This window comes from Leptospira dzoumogneensis, from assembly GCF_004770895.1.
Taxonomy (GTDB): Bacteria; Spirochaetota; Leptospiria; order Leptospirales; family Leptospiraceae; genus Leptospira_B; species Leptospira_B dzoumogneensis.
On sequence record NZ_RQHS01000001.1, the window covers coordinates 131,641 to 150,719 of the forward strand.

Annotated in this window: 18 protein-coding genes and 1 pseudogene; 10 read left to right on the forward strand and 9 right to left on the reverse strand. The window is 42.1% G+C overall.

Features of this window, described 5'->3' with window-relative positions; genetic code table 11:
- Positions 1 to 825, forward strand: a complete 825-nt coding sequence (locus tag EHR06_RS00580) for an HAD family hydrolase (protein ID WP_135755238.1) — start codon at positions 1 to 3, stop codon at positions 823 to 825.
- Positions 826 to 952: 127 nt separating this feature from the next.
- Here the strand turns inward: EHR06_RS00580 and EHR06_RS00585 are convergent, their stop codons facing one another.
- Positions 953 to 1,798, reverse strand: a complete 846-nt coding sequence (locus EHR06_RS00585; protein ID WP_135755239.1) for an SDR family NAD(P)-dependent oxidoreductase — start codon at positions 1,796 to 1,798, stop codon at positions 953 to 955.
- A 31-nt stretch (positions 1,799 to 1,829) separates the two neighbouring features.
- On the reverse strand, positions 1,830 to 2,537 hold the full coding sequence (locus EHR06_RS00590; protein WP_135755240.1) for an RluA family pseudouridine synthase: 708 nt from the start codon (positions 2,535 to 2,537) through the stop codon (positions 1,830 to 1,832).
- Between the two features lie 96 nt (positions 2,538 to 2,633).
- Here EHR06_RS00590 and EHR06_RS00595 point away from each other — a divergent pair, with 96 nt between their 5' ends.
- Both EHR06_RS00595 and EHR06_RS00600 read left to right on the forward strand, forming a co-directional pair.
- On the forward strand, positions 2,634 to 3,248 hold the full coding sequence (locus tag EHR06_RS00595) for a helix-turn-helix domain-containing protein (protein WP_100707703.1): 615 nt from the start codon (positions 2,634 to 2,636) through the stop codon (positions 3,246 to 3,248).
- A complete protein-coding gene (locus EHR06_RS00600; RefSeq protein WP_425269469.1) occupies positions 3,229 to 4,227 on the forward strand; it encodes a hypothetical protein in 999 nt (332 codons plus the stop codon). The genes EHR06_RS00595 and EHR06_RS00600 overlap by 20 nt, the downstream gene beginning before the upstream one ends.
- A gap of 41 nt (positions 4,228 to 4,268) precedes the next feature.
- Here the strand turns inward: EHR06_RS00600 and EHR06_RS00605 are convergent.
- Positions 4,269 to 5,573 (reverse strand): annotated as a pseudogene (locus EHR06_RS00605) (sodium:proton antiporter); the annotation flags it as partial.
- Between the two features lie 409 nt (positions 5,574 to 5,982).
- Between EHR06_RS00605 and perRB the strand changes: the two are divergent.
- Positions 5,983 to 6,432, forward strand: a complete 450-nt coding sequence (gene perRB / locus EHR06_RS00610) for a peroxide-responsive transcriptional repressor PerRB (protein ID WP_135755242.1) — start codon at positions 5,983 to 5,985, stop codon at positions 6,430 to 6,432.
- Between the two features lie 6 nt (positions 6,433 to 6,438).
- Here perRB and lpdA read toward each other — a convergent pair whose 3' ends face one another.
- Together lpdA and EHR06_RS00620 are read right to left on the reverse strand one after the other, a co-directional pair.
- Entirely contained in the window at positions 6,439 to 7,857 is a 1,419-nt protein-coding gene (gene lpdA / locus EHR06_RS00615) for a dihydrolipoyl dehydrogenase (RefSeq protein ID WP_135755243.1), read from the reverse strand.
- Between the two features lie 234 nt (positions 7,858 to 8,091).
- The gene (locus EHR06_RS00620) at positions 8,092 to 8,832 is read right to left on the reverse strand and encodes a class I SAM-dependent DNA methyltransferase (protein ID WP_135755244.1); all 741 of its coding nucleotides are present in this window, start codon (positions 8,830 to 8,832) and stop codon (positions 8,092 to 8,094) included.
- 67 nt (positions 8,833 to 8,899) lie between these two features.
- On the opposite strand from EHR06_RS00620, the gene EHR06_RS00625 reads away from it, so the two are divergent.
- From EHR06_RS00625 to EHR06_RS00640, 4 genes are all read left to right on the forward strand, one after another.
- Positions 8,900 to 10,000, forward strand: coding sequence for a hypothetical protein (locus EHR06_RS00625; RefSeq protein WP_135755245.1), 1,101 nt, complete (start codon positions 8,900 to 8,902; stop codon positions 9,998 to 10,000).
- Positions 9,991 to 10,503, forward strand: a complete 513-nt coding sequence (locus EHR06_RS00630; protein ID WP_135755246.1) for a chemotaxis protein CheX — start codon at positions 9,991 to 9,993, stop codon at positions 10,501 to 10,503. Before EHR06_RS00625 ends, EHR06_RS00630 begins: the two co-directional genes overlap by 10 nt.
- 23 nt (positions 10,504 to 10,526) lie before the next feature.
- Positions 10,527 to 11,552, forward strand: coding sequence for an alpha/beta hydrolase (locus EHR06_RS00635; protein ID WP_135755247.1), 1,026 nt, complete (start codon positions 10,527 to 10,529; stop codon positions 11,550 to 11,552).
- 253 nt (positions 11,553 to 11,805) lie between these two features.
- On the forward strand, positions 11,806 to 13,296 hold the full coding sequence (locus tag EHR06_RS00640) for a DUF342 domain-containing protein (RefSeq protein WP_135755248.1): 1,491 nt from the start codon (positions 11,806 to 11,808) through the stop codon (positions 13,294 to 13,296).
- On the opposite strand, the gene mtnA is transcribed toward EHR06_RS00640, so the two are convergent.
- On the reverse strand, positions 13,297 to 14,376 hold the full coding sequence (gene mtnA, locus EHR06_RS00645) for an S-methyl-5-thioribose-1-phosphate isomerase (RefSeq protein ID WP_135755249.1): 1,080 nt from the start codon (positions 14,374 to 14,376) through the stop codon (positions 13,297 to 13,299).
- Between the two features lie 162 nt (positions 14,377 to 14,538).
- Here mtnA and EHR06_RS00650 point away from each other — a divergent pair, with 162 nt between their 5' ends.
- Positions 14,539 to 15,564, forward strand: a complete 1,026-nt coding sequence (locus tag EHR06_RS00650) for a rhomboid family intramembrane serine protease (protein ID WP_135755250.1) — start codon at positions 14,539 to 14,541, stop codon at positions 15,562 to 15,564.
- A 137-nt stretch (positions 15,565 to 15,701) separates the two neighbouring features.
- Entirely contained in the window at positions 15,702 to 16,145 is a 444-nt protein-coding gene (locus EHR06_RS00655) for an LIC11177 family protein (RefSeq protein ID WP_135755302.1), read from the forward strand.
- 53 nt (positions 16,146 to 16,198) lie between these two features.
- On the opposite strand, the gene EHR06_RS00660 is transcribed toward EHR06_RS00655, so the two are convergent.
- The 3 genes from EHR06_RS00660 to EHR06_RS00670 form a co-directional block, all read right to left on the reverse strand.
- On the reverse strand, positions 16,199 to 16,699 hold the full coding sequence (locus tag EHR06_RS00660; RefSeq protein WP_135755251.1) for a hypothetical protein: 501 nt from the start codon (positions 16,697 to 16,699) through the stop codon (positions 16,199 to 16,201).
- Positions 16,700 to 16,835: 136 nt separating this feature from the next.
- Complete coding sequence (locus EHR06_RS00665) at positions 16,836 to 17,825, reverse strand: HpcH/HpaI aldolase/citrate lyase family protein (RefSeq protein ID WP_135755252.1); 990 nt, start codon at positions 17,823 to 17,825, stop codon at positions 16,836 to 16,838.
- Positions 17,826 to 17,927: 102 nt separating this feature from the next.
- On the reverse strand, positions 17,928 to 18,860 hold the full coding sequence (locus tag EHR06_RS00670; RefSeq protein ID WP_135755253.1) for an ornithine carbamoyltransferase: 933 nt from the start codon (positions 18,858 to 18,860) through the stop codon (positions 17,928 to 17,930).
- Positions 18,861 to 19,079: the final 219 nt, after the last annotated feature.

Consider the following 19,079-nt stretch of genomic DNA (forward strand, 5'->3'; position numbering starts at 1 on the left):
TTGTTCTCTAATACCGACTGGTCTTCCGAAATCTTTTCCTATTTAGAAGAGAACCTGGCTGGTCGGAAGTTCCAAACAGCTTTATTCGATTTTGATAATACTCTTGTCCGAGGAGATTTCGGAGAAGAAGTTATGTGCGAACTTCTAAAAGCCGGAGTTCCCTGGATCCAATCACTTTCTCCTTTTTTTCCTGAGCCTTCCATTTCGGAAAGAATGGAAACCTTACGTAAGACGGACACCCAAGCCTTCATGGACGAGGTCTGGAAATATTACGAATCCAAGATAGAAAAAGAAGGACTCGAGGCCGGATACAGATGGTCTACCTGGATCTTTTCAGGCAGATCCACAAAAGAATTACAGAATACTGCAAATCTTGTTTGGGAAAATCATCAGAAGGATACAAGTTCCAAGGCAGTCCAAGCATTTTATCCTATGTTCGAACTTGTAAAAGAATTCGAGAAGGCCGGGACCAAAATTTGGATCGTAACCGCTTCTCCTGCACCTGTGATCCAAGTAGTCTCCGAGCAATGGGGAATTCCGAAAGAAAATGTTCTAGGTATGAGACTCGTTGAAAAGCACGGGATCTTAAGTCATGAACTGATAGAACCTTTCACCTATGGGATCGGAAAAGTAGAATTCCTCAATCTTGCCAATGGGAACCAAGGATATGACATTGCATTCGGAGACTCGGAGAATGATTTCCCTATGCTTTCTCATGGTAGATCCAAAGGAATATTTTTGGATAGGGGCAAGAAGAAGGTCCCACCAACGGGAACTCTCATCCAAAGCGTGGCAGACTGGAAGACAGTGGCAAAGCCGTTATAATAGACGCAGAGTAAAAAGAGGCGCTAAGTGTTTTCTCACGCAAGAGACACAGAGTCGCTGGGATATTTAATGTAGGAACTCCTACAAAGCATCCAATCCTCTGCGTCTTCGCACCTCTGCGTGAACTTTACCTAATCTTCAAATAATCAGGCATTTCTGGAAGTTTGTCTTCCGTCCAGATCCAATCTCCTACTAAGGAAACGATCGGCGACTTCTCACCTTCTAAAATTTTGAGTAATGCAATTTTTAGATCCTTAGGTTCAGTGATCCTATAAGGAATGGATGGAAAGTTTTTTCCGAAACTTTCATTTTCCTTTTGTTGGATATAATCAATGAAGAAGTCTCCGAACTTTTTGCCGGAGGATTTTTGTTCTTCCATCAATTTTTGTAGATCTGGATGAGGAGAAGATTTTGCAAGCCTTTGCAGAATGATAGTAATCCCTCTTACACTTTGGCTGAAAAAAGTTCCTGCACGAATGATCTTTCTGGAATCCGGTTTTTGGACTGCCCATTCTTCCATTTTCTTTTTGATAAATGCTAAAGAACCGTAGAATGTAAGCAAGTGGGGAAGGTAATAATACGCGGAATATCCGACTGTGATCCTTGGATTGATTTTTTTCTCCAAATCCAACATAGGATCTAAACAGAATTTTGCCGTGTCGATAATGTCCTGATCGGGTGTTTCGGATACAGGGTATCCTAAATTCCCTCTGGCAGGTGTGTATATGAGTACATCTATATTTGCATTTTCTTTATTTAAGAATTTTTGAATATTCGAAACTGCTTCTTCAGGCTCTTCCAGTTTGATATGAGGAATTGTTATGTCAGAACCTTCTACCTGAGATTCTCCTGAGGTAGTGGAGTAGATTTTCCATTTTTGTCCTGTTTTGGAGGAATGTTCTTTGAATGCTTGGATCGCACTTTGGCCAGCTGCTCCTGACCCGCCTACGATCAATGTTATGGACTCGCTCATTTTCGCCTCCGGAAAGTGAGGACCAGCTTACTCATTCTGGGAATCGTATGCCAGAAAAAAAGCGTAGATACGATTGAAAATCGGAAGGAAGCTCCGATACAATTTTAATATCTTCCTCGAATTCATTTTTGAATTTTAGAAGATACGAATGTAATAAAAAACGTTTTGGTTTAGAAACTAAACTTTTAATCGAAGGATCACTGTAAGTTTCATCTCCCAAGATAGGAGTTCCGATAGAATATAGATGAAATCGGATCTGGTGCCTTCTTCCCGTAACTAATTTTGCGGCAACCAAAGAGAGATTTTTCTCCTTTGAATAGGAGAGAAGAGTAAAATCAGTAATCGCTTTTTTGCCACCGGAACGAACCGAGCTTACCTTTCCTTTTCCATCTTTTAAAAAACATTCCACTCTGAATTCTTTCTCTGTTGGAATTCCAACACAAATCGCCAGATACGTTTTTTCCGAATCTGCTAAGATTGAATCCGCTTCTTTGTTTTTAGATGGCTCCTTGCAGAATAGTAGGATGCCGCTTGTATCTCTGTCCAGTCTATGAAGCAGTCTTAATTCCGGCTCCTTCTCCTGTTGTCTGACAAGATCTTCCAGATTGGGACGGTTCGGGTCGAAGGTTGCATGGACCGGGATGCCGGCCGGTTTTTCCACAGCAAGTAGGAACCCCTTCTCATACCATTTATGGATCGGATTCTCAGGGACCTGGAATTTGGGCCTTGTTTCCTTCATAGGATCCTTTGTCGGATCTTCTCTAATTTGAAGATCCTTTTTTGAAAGGATTGAAATTGGATTGACACATCTTCCGTTATATTGGACGAATTAGGTATGAAACAGGCCGACGCCGAAGAACTGGATGGGAAGGAACTCATCTCCAGCGAACATATAACAGAAGTCGTTAAAGAAAACCTAAAATTAATTCGCCATACTAAAGGACTCTCATTAGACAAATTGGCATCTCGTTGTGGTGTGAGCCGAGCCATGCTTTCTCAAATAGAGCAGGGAAAAAGTGTTCCTACAATCGCGGTATTATGGAAGATCGCAACAGGTCTTAACGTTCCTTTCAGCGAACTTCTAAAAGAGAAGGGAACAGAAGGAGTTTTTCTCTTAAAAGCAGAGAATACAAAAGTCTTATATTCCAGTTCAAAGGTATATTCTAGTCGTGCCTTGTTTCCGTTTATCGGAGGCAGAAGGGTAGAATTTTACGAACTGATCCTGAAACCGGGCGGAATCGAAGTTGCAGAGGCTCATAAAGCCGGAACAACTGAGAATCTTGTAGTGGTCCAAGGAAAATTGCGCCTCCGTGTGGGGGACAAGGTGGTAGAACTGGATGCAAAGGATTCCGTATATTTTAGAGCGGACGTTCCCCACGAATACATCAATCCAACGGATACAGAAACTCTCATGTATCTGGTCATGGAATATACGGACGAAGCTAACTAAACTTTTAGTCCTAAGCTTATTTCTCACTCCGGGCCTTCTATTTCCAGAAGCGCCCGATCCTTCCACAGGCTATTACGGTATCGATAGATACGAAGAACAGATCTCTTGTCACGAACAAGATTGTATCCGTTATACTTTGGATGAATTGAATTCCAAAGGTGGAAAATCGGAAGTACGAAAACTTTTAGAAGAGAATGCCGGAAAGGTATTAATAGATCTTTCCGGAAAAAATCTAAAACTCGCAGACGATGAATTGGACGATCTCAGGGATTTTCTATTAGAAATTTCTAAAAGAGATGGAAGGGTCGCGATCGAAAAACTTCATATTGCGATCCGAGGACTGGAGATCGCGGATCCTCCCGTTTTAAAAGATGTCGGTCTGATAGGCTGGGGTCTTATCAGAAGAATTTACAGAAGTGTATATTTCAAGAGAACCGGAGATTATAACGCAAAAGTCCTATATCATCCGGGAAGTGGAAAGATCAATCTGATCTTCTTCGTTCATAAAAGATACGGTGATATTTGTGAGACTGTATTTTCTTCCTGCAATGAAATAGAATATTTGGATGAAGACACATTCGATCTTCAGCTTTCTACTGCTCTCAGAGAATCCAAAGAGAAAAATCTTCCAGTCAGAGTGAATTTCAAACAGGTCCAGGCTTCCTTTCCGGAAACAAAACTGGAATGGGAAAATGTTAAAAATATGGGAAGATCCGCTAGAATGTACAAATGGCTCGCTCTTCCTCAGGAAACCGAAATGAAACCATTGAGCAGATCCAGGTTTCTTCCTTTGCAGGCTGCATTGACTGTGATCGATTATTCCGTTTCAGTATTTGATTATGTGAATCAGATTATAATGTACAGACCTGCAAGAAGCACAAAAGCAGAGGTGATGTACACTCAAAGATTAACGGAAGATGGAACTCCAGGCACCAAAACAATTCATTCTGTGGTGTTTGTTCCGGTTAAGGAAGAGTAAAACTTCTCCGCCTCGAAAGTGAAGCGGAGAAGGAAGAAATCCTAGATAAAAAAGATCCAGGTCAAAAGTAAGAATGTAGGAACCAAAAGTAGGAAGGAATACAATACATATCCTCCGAAACTTGGCATTTTGATCTTATTTTCTTCTGCTACTGATTTTACCATGAAGTTAGGAGCGTTACCTATATAGGTCAATGCACCCATAAATACGGCACCCACGGAAATCGCTTTCAGTAATTCTTCGCCAACTGGATCCGCCAGGATCTGAGATACATTAGAGAATCCTAATAATCCTTTGGCCAGGGACAAGAATGTCAGATAAGTAGGAGCATTGTCCAGAACTCCGGAGAATCCGCCTGTTACCCAGAAGAACTGCCATCTTTCAGTGATCCCTAATTCTTTTCCATGATGTTCCAGAAGTAATAATGCAGGGATCATGGTTAAGAAGATACCGATGAATAGATACGCCACCTCTTGGATAGGACCTAAGGTGAACTTGTTCTTTTCTCTCAGTTTAGGATCGGAAGTCACTTTGGAGAGTGCGATCAAACCGACCAGAACTGCTTCTCTAATGAATGCAAGATAAGGATATTTTTCGATCGCAGGAATATAGTTTTGGTTCAAGAAAGCTACGGAAAGGATCACTCCTAAAAGCCAGATCAGGTTTACCTGACCTTCTAACCCAAGAGGTTGTCTATGAGAATGATCGTAACGGATATCCTTTTTGGTTTCTTTTCCGTGCATGATCGTGTCCCAAATAAAATAGACCACGAGCAAAATTCCGGAAGCGATGATCATTTCAGGGAATAGTTTAAATGTCCAAACGAATGGAACACCTTGCAGATAACCTAGGAATAAAGGAGGATCTCCAAGAGGAGTCAAGGAACCGCCGATATTAGAGACCAAGAAGATAAAGAAGATCACTGTGTGGACCACATGTTTTCTTTCAGAGTTGGTTTTGAGTAAAGGACGGATAAGAAGCATGGAAGCTCCAGTCGTTCCGATAAAAGAAGCCAGGAAAGTTCCCACGATCAAGAAGATCGTGTTATTCACAGGAGTAGCTTCTATATCTCCTTTTAAAACGATCCCGCCGGAAATATAGAATAAAGATGCGAGTAAAATGATAAACGGAATATAATCGAATACCATAGTGTGGAAAATTTTTCCACCCCAGCTATGCGCCATTAAGATCCCGAATGAAACTCCTCCCAAAGCTAAAGAAAGAAGAAGTTTGTTATTATTGTTTTCCCACCAATGTTCGGTCGTATGAGAGATCAGAGGTAGAAGTGCAATACTAAGTAGGATCAGAATAAAAGGAATGACCGACCAAAGAGGAAGATCGTCTCCTGCCTCACCATGAGCCGATGCAGTCTCTTGGTGCTGGCCTCCAGTCCCGTGTTCCCCATGACCTGCATCCGTTTCGGATTGAGCCAATGTGTTTGTTTGAGGGGATGCCCCTGTTTCTGCCCAAACGGAAACGTTTAGGACCAGGGAGAGAAAGAGTAGGGTAGTAAAAAATTTGTTTCTCATCATTCTCTGCTTTTCAAAGATTTTTCGTCAGGTTATAGAGATTCAGATAGGTTTCAAAGGAAAATCCATGATTTCTAGGGTTTTTTTGGCCTCCTTTTTTTGGATTGCATAAATCCTTCCTTTTTTGCAAGATCCTAATAGGAATTCATATCTTCTAGACTTTTTGCTTTATATTCGGCCCTTTCGGACCGTCAGATATATAGGCCCATAGAGAGAACCGACGACCATGACTGTTTTAGGTAAACACAAACAATACTGCCTGACTCCGGACGAAATAGAGAGTAGATTAAAATCGGTTTCGATACAACCGACCATGCAAAGGATTTCCATTTGCCAATACGTACTTTGTGAAGCGGATCATCCAACCGCAGAAGAAGTAAAAGAATGGGTGGATAAACGTTCTTTGAAGATGAGTTTGGCGACCGTCTATAATACTTTAAACGTTCTAGTATCTGCAGGTCTATTAAGAGAATTTAAATTTTCCTGTTTGGGCAAGTCCGTATTCGACAGCAATATAGACGACCATTTCCATTTCTTCGATGAGAAATCAGGTAAATTCCATGATTTGGACGCGGAACTTCTGACAATTGATTCTAAATTACCGAAAGAGTTTAAAGTGAATAAGATGGATATCCTATTCACAGGCTCCTTGGAAGAATCAAACTCTACCGTTTAATTCTCGTTAGATATTAATCGCTTCTCCTAAAGCATGCGCTGCGGCTTCCATTACGGATTCTGAAAGTGTAGGATGGGCATGGATCCTTCCCGCAATTTCTTTTAAGGTCAGTTCGGATCCCATTCCTAAATTGATCTCTCCTAAAATTTCGGTCACATTCGGTCCGATTAGATGGGCTCCTAATACCTCTCCCGTTTTACGGTCTGCTACTAGTTTTACCATTCCTTCTACTTCGCCTAGGGCCTGGGCTCTACCGTTGGCTCTGAATGGGAATTTTCCTATTACAACGTCTATACCTGATTTTTTGGCTTCTTCTTCCTTTAAACCTACTGAGGCAACTTCAGGATGGCAGTATGTACAGGCAGGAATTTTAAGATAATCTAATGGTTCATACACGAGTCCGTGTGGATTTTTGTTTTGGATGGAGATCGCTTCTGCTGCTTTTACCCCTTCCGTAGAAGCAACATGGGCGAGTAATGGTGCTCCTATGCAGTCTCCGATCGCATAGATATTAGAGACCTTGGTCCTAAACTTAGTATCTACTTTGATAAATCCTTTTTGCAAAAATATTCCAATCTCTTCCAGATGGATCCCTTCCGTATTTGGGGTAACTCCTATCGCAACTAATACCTTATCGAATTTTTTTCTTTCTCCTTCCGGGGCAATCCCTTCTCCTTTTAGAAGAATGGACACTCCATCCGATTCTAATTTCGGTTCTGAAACTCCTACACTTGTAAGGATTTGGATGCCTCTTTTCACGAAGGAGCGGTTGAGTAAGTTGGATATTTCAGGATCTTCTAATGGAAGGATCTTGTCCTGCATTTCTACGATCGTTACTTGGGTTCCCATGCTAGAGTAGAAGTCCGCAAATTCTATTCCTATAGCTCCTGCGCCAATGACAGCCAGAGTTTTAGGAGGAGAGTCCTGTATCATTGCATGTTTGCTGGATAGGACCTTCTCCCCATCGAATGGAAGTCCTGGAAATTCTTTTGGTCTGGCACCTGTTGCGATGATAAAATATTCGGATTGGATCTCTTCTTTAGAAGTATCAGGAAGCCAGATCGTATTTTTATCTTTGAAAACTGCGCTTCCTTTCTTTACGGAAATCTTATTCTTTTTCATTAAGAATTCGACTCCGTTAGACATCGTGTCTGCAACCCCTCTGGAACGTTTGATTATATTCGGAAAATCCGGAGAGGCTTTTTCTACCTTCAGGCCGAAGGATTCAGATTTACGAATGGACTCTAATAAATGTGCGGATTCTAAAAGTGCTTTTGTGGGAATACATCCCCAATTCAAACATACCCCGCCTAGTTTTTCTTTTTCTACTAGACATACGTTCAATCCGAGTTGGGCAGCTCGAATGGCGGCCACATATCCTCCAGGGCCTCCGCCGATCACAGTCAGGTCGTAGTTTTCCGCCATCTCATTCCTCCGGATGGCAATTTTGGATTTTTATTCCGACTCTGGGAAGAAGATTTCTTTAGAGGCGCAGAGTTTTGAGAGTCGCTGAGAGTTTTGCACGCAGAGACACGGAGGCGCAGAGGAGGAGATTTGTTGGAGTTCCTACATCGCGAAACCTTCTAATTTTTCTCTCCGTGGCTCTGTGCCTCCGTGTGAGAAAAAACTTGGTGACTCTTGCGATCTCTGCGACTCTAATTACACCTTCTTCTTCAACACTAAGATCATTCTACTCGCGTTACTTTTGAATTTTACTTCATTATAGTTGGAGTATACATGTAGGATCTCCATCCTGTGTTTTGCGAGCATTCTTTGGAGTTCTACCAGGAAGTAGGCTCTCATCAAATGTTTGTCTTTGATCTCTTTTGCGTTCAGATTATAGATATAATTTACTTCTACTACTGTGGATTGGTCCGCTCTGACTAGACGAAATCCTCTGTTTCTCTGGATGGTTGCGTTTTTTGCTTTGATCTGAGCGACCGGGCCGATCGCTTTTCTTTTGATCTTGCGCAGAGGTTCCGCATTCCAAACTTCTAAAACTGCTATGCCTGCCGGTTTCAGATTCAGCTCCAGATTTTTGAGGGCTGCTTCTACTTCTTCATTAGATAATAAATAATTAAAGGAACCGAATAAACTGATGATCGCGTCCCATTTTTCCTGGGACTTATAGGATTGCATTGCTCCCACTTCGAATTTACAATGGGAATATCTTTTTTTGGCGACTTCTATCATTTTGATGGAGGAATCTATTCCGCGAGACTTATATCCAAGGCTTTGGAAATGGGTGACATGCTCTCCGGTCCCGCAGCCCAGATCCAAAATATTCCGGACCCTGTGTTTTCGGAAAAGCCTGTCTATAAACTGGGTTTCCATCTCGAATTTTCGAGCGTTCTTTTCAATATCGAAGTAATATTCTGCCAGTTCCGAGTAGAGTTTCATAGAAAAATCGTTTGAGCCGGACCGGGAAAAACCCGTTAGATATAGTAACGGAACTCAAGTTTACAAAATGCAATTTTTCCCCGAATTTTTTCCCATTTCAGAAGTTTTTCCAATCGCTTCCGCATCTCTTTCCACCTGGCTTGACGGGGAAGTTTTGGCCTTAGGCGGGATCTCCTTCTGTCTACTTTCCCTTTTCGGATACGTAGTTCATACTACAATGGACAGAAAAGAGGAGAAGGGAACAGAGGAAATTGTTCCATTCTTCCAATCAGTTTCAAAAGAAGAAGTTCCCGAAGTCCAAAAGGAAATCGCTGCCAGCGAGAATGTCTCTGAGGAAGGTGTTCCTACCATCTCCCAAGAATTGCCCTCCTATATTTTTAAAGAAGAAGTTCCCAAGGAGACAATTCCCTTCCAATCCTTCTATTTTCCTGTACGCGGAAAAACATACGAGGCAGTGAAATCATTCTTAGATTCTATCAGAATTGGAGAAGAATATTGGGAAGTTCTACTCCATGATCCTAAAGGTGAGTTACAAACTGTAGCGAGTAAAACCGGAAGTATTTCAGTCTTTCCATCCGAAAGAAAGAAAGCTTCCGAACCGAAAGAGGGGACGATCGTTTGGAAATTGGAATGGGATTCCTATTCCTTGGGAGAAGTCAGACAAACTTCTTCTTACGCCTCTGAATTTTCCCTTGATGAAATTTCTTTAAGATTGGATAAACTTGTAGAAGGACTGGTTCTTGCCGGAGAATCCCAGGACGGAGAAACAGGCTGGAGTTCCTACCCAATATTTTCCCAACATTTAGAAAGGGAGAAATATGAGGGACAAGACACCAAAATCCTGGTCTTTATGGAATTCGAGTCAGACGGAGATCTTGTTTCCGATTTTAGAAGTTTGGGCAATTGGTGGAAGTCTAGATTTGGAGAAAATTCTCCCATCTATCGTATCCGAAAAAACCGTTTAGCCACATTCTTCAATGCGGAAGATTGGATGAAATTCCAAAACTCACTTTCCGGGCTTATGGAATTTTTAGGACCTGATAAGACCAGGCTAAATATTGGTGCATCCGTTCGGGTCAGAAAAGATGACTCTGAATGGGAACCAAGAGCCAAAAAAGCATTACATTCTTCTAAAGAAGAGGGACCGAACCGTTTAGTATGTCTTTGAACATAGATCCTTTACTGGATGAAAAATTCATACTTACAATTTCCCAGATCTTCCCTGAGTTTTTGGAAAAAAACCTGGGAGTCCAAGCCGTGCGCGAGGCATTCGGTCCTTCTAAAAACGAAGGCCTATGTTATGAGAACTGCACTTCGGTTGAGTTCCAAGGAGAAGCAAAGGGCAGGCTTTTTCTTGCAATGGACGGTTATACTAAACTCAAACTTCTCCCTAAGATCGCCAGATCCTTTCATATAGATCCTACGATCCGAAGTCATGCTGCTTCCATCATGCTGGAATTTGCAAACCAGATCTGCGCTGAACTGATCTCCGAAATGAAATTGGGAAGATTCCAAATAGATATTCTTCCTCCTGAAAATCTGAACAATAAATTGGTCCCGATCGATCTGGAAAATTTAAGACAGTATATTCTGATCTATTTTCTGAAAGATGAGGATGCCAAAGAATATCTCGGCAGGATCTATCTCATTCTACTGATGCAAAAATATTAATATAGATAAAAAGGATTTCGGGTATGATCCAATACTCTTTCCAGGGACTCCCATTTTTACTTAAATACGCGGACATGATAGATTCTCCCGATGTGGAGATGAGGGAAGAACAATTAAAAATCCCTAAGAAGTCTTCCTTTAGGACTAAGATATTTCCGGGCCAGGAACATTCTCCTGTGATCTACTTGCAGCATGGGATGAGTAACAGGGGAATAGACGACCCTAGAATTCTAACTCTTGCAAAACATCTGAGAAACAGTGGAGCCACAGTATATCTTCCTGAACTGAAGGAAGTTAAGGGGTTAGAGATCTCTGATGATACTGTTCCGAATATCAGGGCTTTATTCCGGGAGATCGTAAAGATAGAAGGTAAGGCGATCTCATTCTTATCCGCAAGCTTCTCCGCTGGGATGGGAATGGTTGCATTGTCCGGCAAAGAAGAACAGAAAAATCTAAAATCCGCTCTACTTGTAGGAACATATTCGGACTTCGCGGATACTCTTCCTTTCATTCTATCCAACTACGATATAGATCCTTATGCGGTTCATGTTCTGCTTTATAATTATATTTCTAAGCTCCAGCCTAAACTTTCCAAATTAGAAGAGTTCTACTTCGAGGCTGCCTTGGATAACGGATTAAAAAGAACCGGAGAAGAGGAGAAGTCCTCTAAACTTATTCAAAAGTTAGGTAAGAAGGAGAAAGAATTTGTATACTCTGTTCAATCCGATCCTAGGTTTAGAATGGCCTTAGTAGAGCCCATTCTATCCGTATTGCCGCCTAACTTCATTTTACGCAATTCTCCCAAGAACTTCCTTTCTGATTGGAAGGCACCTATCGCATTATTGCATGGATTCGACGATCCTGTCATCTCTCCGGACGAATCAGAGCTATTGTTCGGTTCCTTGGGCAATGGAAAGGAAGAATGGAAGGTGCTCTTAAAGTCCAGGCTGATCACTCATGGGGATCATCTTCCATTTTATACTCAATTAGGTGAGATCCCTAAACTTGCGGGACTCTGGGGATTTTTTCTAAAAAAATCCGGACTCTAATATTGTTTACGTTATATTTTCTGAAAATATTCCGTCCTTAATGATAGGCCCCTTGCGCCTTTTTTAGGTTCCGAGCCCTTGTTATATTCGGAGCAAAAGGTTATAGTGGTCTATCGTTAAAAACGCGAAAAGGAATAACCGGCAGGGTTCAAATACGATCTTTTTCGGATCTTTCAGAAGGGTTCGGGAAAGGATTTCTTCCGTGATAAAAAAAGGCGGAGGAAACTTCTTATTGAATTGTTAGCTAGGTAGTATGGTTGTGAGTACAGAGCAAACTTCGGGTGTATCGGATCAAGAGACAAGCTGGGAGAGCGTATTCTCTCTTAAGATCAGTTCGGATAATCTGGGCGCCGATCTAACAATTCGTCCCGGGATGATCAAGGGAAGGGCTCTTTCTACTAGTATTGTAATAGAATATCTTCATAATAAGGATATCTCGCAAGATCGTATCATCGGGGATAATATCTACGGCGCTTTAAAACAATTACAGGCATCCACCTCTCGGATGGATTTTTCTCCTATTTCTTTCGTGGTGGCACAAGGTTTTCCTCCCGTAAAAGGAGAGGACGGTTGGCTGAAATTCTATCATCCTCAGGCGCAAAGAGTGAAGATAGGAGAAGATGGACACGCGGATTATAGAAATATCGAAAGATATATTTATGTAAAGGCAGGGGAGAAGCTTGCAACCCTATTCGAAGGAATTCCAGGAAAACCAGGGATGGATGTTTTCGGAAAACCGATCGCTCCTCCTCCTATCAAAAGACCTAAACTTACTATCGGTAAGAATGTTCAGGAAAAGGGTCTGGTCCAAGAGAACAAACCTTTGGTGGAATATTTTGCTACCTGCAACGGCGCTATTTTCTCCACAGAATCTTCTATCACTGTTTCCCAAGAATTGCAGATCGATTCCAATGTAGGTCTCGGAACAGGAAATATCAATTATGACGGAAACGTTCTAGTAAAAGGAGATGTAGAAGCTGCTACTTCCATCAAGACCCAAGGGAATTTGATGGTAAAAGGAAATGTGGAAACTTCCGATCTAACGATCGCCCGCGACTTAGAAGTCAGCGGCGGGATCAAGGGTGACGGCAAAAATGTAATCAAGATCGGCGGACATCTTTACGCTAAGTTCATTGAAAATGCAGAGATAGAAGTAGAGGGAGACGTTATTGTCGAAGGTTTTATCCTAAACTCCAAGATCCATTCTCTTGGGAACGTGATACTGAACGGTTCCAGTGGAAACTTGGTATCTTCTACAGTTTCCACTTATATGGGGTTGACCTGTGCAAACCTAGGTTCCCAAGCGGAGTTGGATGTAACCGTAGAGTTAGGATTCCATTTTAGGAACGAGAAAACTTTCCAAGACCTGACTAAACGTCTTCAAGTTGCGGAAAAGGAAATAGAAAAGGTCTTACCTAAGGTCCAGCAGATCAAACAGATGGTCCAAAGATCCAGAGGCCAGATCCCTGAGGATAAAAAAGAAGGGTATCGTAAGGTCTTCGAAGAATTTAACAAGCAGAACAAGTTCATAGAACTAGTGAAACAAAAACTGGAAGTATTAAAATCTTCCAGATTTAATCCGGGAGAAGTTCAGCTTGTTGTCCGCAAAGGTGCTTATAAGGGAAGTATCATCAAGTATAGAAGGCAGGTGGAGAAGATTGAAAAATTCCAGTCTGCCTTTATGATGCGTTTCCAACCAGGGCAGGACAAGGCCGCCATGGTTGCTATCAAACCTCAGAAGTGATCAGCCAAAAAACTCTTTGATCTTATCCGGAGGAATAATCCCTTTCTCCGTGATAAACGCTTTGATCAGGTTTGCGGGAGTCACATCAAAAGAAGGATTGAGCGCTTTTACTCCCACAGGGGCGATCACACCTTCCGAAAGGATCGCTTCTCCCTTTTCGTTTTTTAGAAAGTTCAAACGAGTGACTTCGTCTTGTGTTCTCATCTCGATCGGGATCTGAGAACCGTCCGTAATTTTAAAATCAAAACTTTTTTCCGTGGCCGCAATATAAAATGGAATTCCGTGATGTTTCGCTAAAACCGCCAAAGGATAGGTCCCTATCTTATTCGCAGAATCACCGTTAGCTGCTACTCTATCCACGCCCACGATGACCGCGTCTATTTTTTGGGAGGACATGAGCCAGCCGGCCATACTGTCTGTGATCAAATAATTTTCGATCCCTTCTTCCATGAGTTCCCAAGCGGTTAATCTTGCACCCTGCAGATAAGGACGGGTCTCGTCCGCATATACAGTAAGATCATGTCCCGCGTCTTTCAAAGAGCGGATCACACCGAGTGCTGTTCCATGTCCGGCGGTTGCCAACGCACCCGTATTACAATGAGTGATAATTTTAAGTTTAGAAGGAGAAGAAGGAAAAAGTCCCACACCATTCTTCGCTAATTCTAAATTGTTCCTGATATCTTCTTCGAAAACATGGATCGCAAATTTTTCCGATTTCTGTTGGAGTTCCGACAAAGATACGTTATCATATTCTTCTTTCGGAAATATAGAAGATAGTTCTTCGAATGCTCTTCTAAGATTCACGGCAGTCGGTCTGGATCCTAGGATATTGGAGAGTATGGTTTGGAATTCTTGGTAATCGGGTTTTTTAGAAAACTTTTTGAATTCAAGGACTGCACCGAATAACCCTGTGATGGCGATCGCAGGAGCACCTCGGACCACCATTTCTTTGATGGCAAAGATCGCATCCTCGGAATTTTTCGCGGTAAACCATTCTTTTTTGCCGGGGATCTGTCTTTGGTCTAAAAGTTTAAGTCCTTCTTTCTCCCAAAAAATCGGCCTTAAGTTCTCTTTTTTCATTTTTTTACTCTCCGAGGCTAAAGCAGGCCTTTCGTTTTTTCGATGATAAAACTGTGATTGAAATCATCCACCGACTCCCCGGCGGATGAGGACGAACCGGGGCAGATCCCGCCCCGGCTTTGCCTACTTGACTAGGATACCAGTACCTTTAATCCTTACATAATGGCAAAGAGAAATCCGACCTCAGGTCCGAAGCTTTTCGGATTCTCGCTGATTCACCCTTTGAATCTGGTCTTATTCTTCAATATTTTCGTCTGGGCACTTCTAATGATGGAAGGTGGACGAGGAATTATCACTTATTTTTTCGGATTAAACCCAAGCCTAGTCATCGAAAAGAAAATGTACTGGCAGGTATTCACTTACGGATTTCTGCATGTGGTAGGCGGTGATTTTTTCTCTTCTCTCATCCATATAGGGATGAATATGTTCGGACTATTCACCGTAGGTTTCTGGCTTTGCAGATATATCGGCGGTTGGAAATTTTTAAGCGTATATCTTCTATCCCAACTAGGCGGTGGACTTTTCGTTTTGTCTTTTTCTTATATAGGATGGAAGACAGGACTTGTTCCTGAAAATTCAATTTGGGATAGTTATCATTCTACCACAGTAGGCGCAAGCGGTGGAGTTTTCGGAGTGCTTGCAGCATTCAGTATCATGTTCCCTGAAGCAAGATTTGTATTTCCTCCGGTAAGAGCAAAATTCGCTCCTTGGGTATTGATCGGTTTCGGATTTTCCGTAGATGCTTATTATCTTCTTCAATTCCATTCCAGCGGAGTCATGTCCCAAAGTTTTTTCGGGATGATGAGTAACTCAGGTCATTTGGGCGGAGCGGTCTTCGGTCTATTCAGTCTTCTCGGCTTACAAAAGTTCGGAGGAAAAACCAGAACTCCTATCTTCGTAAGAAGATGGGAAAGGCCTAAAGAAAATCAAGAAAGGGTAATGGTCCGTCCCAAAAATCCGGGAGACCCTTTTGAGACACAGATCCGGAAAAATAGAGAACTCTTAAGTCATCTCTATGGAATTTCGGATGCAAAGGAGAAGGAAAATATTCTCACTCCTATACAAGCAGAGAATACGAATCTATGTCCTCCCTCTGACTACAATCCGGAAGATATGTTTTGTCTTCGATGTGAATGGCTCCAGAACTGTGAATTGAGAAAATTAAGGAAGGATCATCCTCAACTTTGAAAGAATTTTTGAGAAGTTTTTCGTCTATCTTGTTATAACAAGTATAGGGCGGAAATTTCTGGACATAAATCGAATACGTCCATAGAATAGGTTCCGTCCGAAAATTCGGACAATCGGCTTTGAGGACCTCAGTAAAATTGGCGGATAAAAAGAAAACAGTTCTCCCCGACGTTCTTATGAGGGAGAAATTACAAAAGATCGCCCTTAACGAAAAAGTAAAAGCGGCCAGGGTAGTCGGGTCAGATAAAGTCGGCTCCGAATCTGATCCAAGAAAAGAAGACGGACCAGGCTCTAAAATTTTTAAGGCCATAGACGAATCCCTCTCGGATCTTAGATATTATTTTCTGGAAGGAGAATACGGAGTTAAGGTCGCCGATCTATTCAATCGTAACGAAAGTCAATTTGACAGATTGGGTATCACTCCTAGGAGATTTTTAGAATTCGCAAGAGAGTCCTTCGATCGTTTCAAACAGTTACAGAAAAAAATGCCTTTGGAACCCATGAACAAAAAGGGATGGGAATATCTGGAAAGAAGTTTGTCGGAACTAATCGGCAAGCTGAACGAGAAGTTCAATAAGTAAAATTTAGGCAGCGGCCGTTACCGAGCCGGGTGTTGGAACTCCAACAGGATAACTCAAGGAACTGCTTCGATAACCTGATAATATCGGGTAGATGGACAATTAGTAGGCATGCAGGCAAATTGTTCTCCCGCTGAGTAATTATCTAAAGTTTCCGGTATTCCGGAAGAATAAGAATTCGGAACTAATTCTAATTCTTTTTCGGGACTTGCATTTGCAGGTATATATAGATACCAAGAATAAACCGTATCGGATCCGTCCTCAGGGCATCTACATCTGAGAGGAGTATTTGCTTGGACTGTCCCGGAGATATAAGAACTGGTATTCAAATTATAGATCATATTGGAACCGCCGGCTCTAAAACACATTCGGTTGACTCCGCGTACTGAGTCTGGCTCTTGGCAGACACTTTCGTTTTTTAAATATTCGGATAATACATAAAGATTGTCGGTCCTTTCTACTGTCTTACGTCCAGGATCATCGTCTTCAAAGAGATTATCCAATATACAGAACTGGAAATTAAGTAGAATGAATAAAGATAGAATAGAACGAGTCATTCTTGAAAAGCCCATACTTAATATAAGCAGAAAAAGCGAGTAACGGACAGTTCTAATTTGAATTTAATTACTTTTTAGAATAAAAAAAGCCGCAGTGTTATCTGCGGCTTTTTCGTTTTGAAGCTGAGTGAAAAGATTAGAAGAATCTTTTGGAAGCTTCTTCCGGAATTGCGATCCCGGTAAGTTTTGCTTTTTGAAGAACTTCCCAGAAGTAACGGTAAGTTGCTCTGTCATGAAGATCTCCGTCGTGTTGGATCGGTCCCCATTCTGCATCCTGTGCTTTTACAAGAATTGCGGCAGAAGTTTGGACTTCGCTATAGTCCGGAGCCATCGCATCTAAGATCGCTTGGATCTGAGTTGGATAGATGGACCACATACGAAGGAATCCGAACTCATCATGAGCTCTTTTTGCATCTTTATAAGTTTGGTATTGGTTTTTCAGGTCAAGAGTAACGTTATGAGCAGGGATTACTCCGTGAGCGAGTGCTGCAGCAACACAAGAAGCTTTTGCTCTTCTTAATAATTCGTGGTCGAATTGTCCTGGGCTTTTCATACAAGAAGCTGGGATCGCTCCGTGGTGTCCTGAGATGAAATCCATTAGACCGAAATCAACTACTTGCATCCAAGGAAGAGCAGCGATCTTGTCCACATCGGCAAGTGCTCCGTGAGTTTCGATCAATACGTGGATCGGGATCTCTCTAGTGATCCCCGCTTTTTTAGCAGCGCCTTGGATATAAGTGATCATTTCTTCCACTTGGGAAGCTTTTGTAGGTTTAGGGATTGTGATGTATGCGATCTTGTTTCCCGCGCCTGGAACGATAATGTCTACGTCTTGTTTCCAGAAGGAATTGGTATAATCGTGGATCCTAACACCGCTCATATTATGTTTATTGAGTTCGGAGTTTTGGATGCGGACGATCATTTCCGCGTGTTCTTTTTCTTTTCCGGTTTGAGCACCGTCTTCGCAGTCCATTGTGATATCGAAAAGACCGCCGAGTTTGTTTTGTAACTCTAGAGCTTTAGTGATCAGTTTTTCGGATCCGGCAAAATGTTCGCAGGCCGGGATGATAGGGAAAGGTTTTTCTCCTTCGAATAATGCATCCTTAGGATGTGGTAATTTGGACATACAAGTACCTTTTAAGTTTTTGCGATTTTAGCCTAGCTCGGCTGTCTTAGAACAGGGTTTTCAGGAAAGGCCTTCCCGGCAACGGATTTTTGGCGGGCTTCCTCAAGCTTCTAAGAGTTGTAGGATGACCGCCTTTTGAGCATCCAAACGATTCTCCGCCTGTTGGAAGATAATGGATCTAGGACTTCTGACCACTTCTCTTGTAATTTCGTAACCGGAGTGGATCGGCATATCGTGCATTACCTTTGCCTTGGTCTCTTTGAGCAATGATTCATTTATCTGGAAAGGCATCATTAGGTTCATTCGTTCCTTCTTCTTATCCGCGAAAGCAGGATCATTGAAGAACTCCATGTCTACCCAGGTATCCGTATAAATATAATCCGCATTTTTTACGGAACGGATCAGATCAGTCTCCCATTGGATCGTGCCCTTCTTCTTAGCCCTTTCCACAGTATCCTGATCTATATTTTCAGTTTCTGCGATCGGGGTGAGAAGAGTAAGTTCCATTCCTAAAGCGGAAGTGATACCTATAAGAGAATTTACTACGTTATTATGCACACCGATATAGGTGAGCTTCAGTTCCTTAATAGGTTTAGGATTGTCCATTACGATTGTAAGAATATCCGCTAATGATTGGCAAGGATGGAATTTATTACAACATCCGTTGATGACGGGAACCTGAGAGCCCGACTTTAACTGTAAAAGTTCCTCATGTTTTCTCATCCGAGCCATGATGACTGAAACGTTTCTGGAAAGATATTCCGCTTCCAGATCAATATCGGAAAGAAGAAAGTTAGAAGTCATCCAATCCAAATAGATAGCATGTCCTCCCATCTCAGTCATCGCAACTTCGAAAGAAACTCTGGTACGAGTGCTAGTCTTTTGGAAAAGCATAGCAAGAGTCCTTCCGGTCATATGCCCCAGATAATTGGCTCTGTGATTTTTCACATGGACAGCAAATTGTAGAAGATCCAAGACTTCTGCGTCGGACCAATCCTGCCAGGAGATAAGATGTTTGATTTTAGAGGTTTCCATAGACCGGTAAACTATTACAGTCTAGAAAATCAGCGCGGTTAGATTCGACAATCTCAAAACTCTGGTAGTTAGGTGGGGAAAAAGGGGAGGGATAAGAATCTCCCTCCCTAAGTGTTTTCCGGGGAAAAAAGCGTGATCCAGTTTCTTTACAAGAAATGGACCGGCGGAAAGAATAAGACCTTTTGGTTACGCTTGTTTTACCGAAGGAATACGAATCCG

Bases quoted from the DNA above. Each gene is read 5' to 3' on its own strand.
- EHR06_RS00585 (WP_135755239.1), bottom strand. From the start codon at position 1,798: ATGAGCGAGTCCATAACATTGATCGTAGGCGGGTCAGGAGCAGCTGGC.
- EHR06_RS00590 (WP_135755240.1), bottom strand. From the start codon at position 2,537: ATGAAGGAAACAAGGCCCAAATTCCAGGTCCCTGAGAATCCGATCCAT.
- EHR06_RS00595 (WP_100707703.1), top strand. From the start codon at position 2,634: ATGAAACAGGCCGACGCCGAAGAACTGGATGGGAAGGAACTCATCTCC.
- perRB (WP_135755242.1), top strand. From the start codon at position 5,983: ATGACTGTTTTAGGTAAACACAAACAATACTGCCTGACTCCGGACGAA.
- lpdA (WP_135755243.1), bottom strand. From the start codon at position 7,857: ATGGCGGAAAACTACGACCTGACTGTGATCGGCGGAGGCCCTGGAGGA.
- EHR06_RS00620 (WP_135755244.1), bottom strand. From the start codon at position 8,832: ATGAAACTCTACTCGGAACTGGCAGAATATTACTTCGATATTGAAAAG.
- EHR06_RS00625 (WP_135755245.1), top strand. From the start codon at position 8,900: ATGCAATTTTTCCCCGAATTTTTTCCCATTTCAGAAGTTTTTCCAATC.
- EHR06_RS00630 (WP_135755246.1), top strand. From the start codon at position 9,991: ATGTCTTTGAACATAGATCCTTTACTGGATGAAAAATTCATACTTACA.
- EHR06_RS00635 (WP_135755247.1), top strand. From the start codon at position 10,527: ATGATCCAATACTCTTTCCAGGGACTCCCATTTTTACTTAAATACGCG.
- EHR06_RS00640 (WP_135755248.1), top strand. From the start codon at position 11,806: ATGGTTGTGAGTACAGAGCAAACTTCGGGTGTATCGGATCAAGAGACA.
- mtnA (WP_135755249.1), bottom strand. From the start codon at position 14,376: ATGAAAAAAGAGAACTTAAGGCCGATTTTTTGGGAGAAAGAAGGACTT.
- EHR06_RS00650 (WP_135755250.1), top strand. From the start codon at position 14,539: ATGGCAAAGAGAAATCCGACCTCAGGTCCGAAGCTTTTCGGATTCTCG.
- EHR06_RS00660 (WP_135755251.1), bottom strand. From the start codon at position 16,699: ATGACTCGTTCTATTCTATCTTTATTCATTCTACTTAATTTCCAGTTC.
- EHR06_RS00665 (WP_135755252.1), bottom strand. From the start codon at position 17,825: ATGTCCAAATTACCACATCCTAAGGATGCATTATTCGAAGGAGAAAAA.
- EHR06_RS00670 (WP_135755253.1), bottom strand. From the start codon at position 18,860: ATGGAAACCTCTAAAATCAAACATCTTATCTCCTGGCAGGATTGGTCC.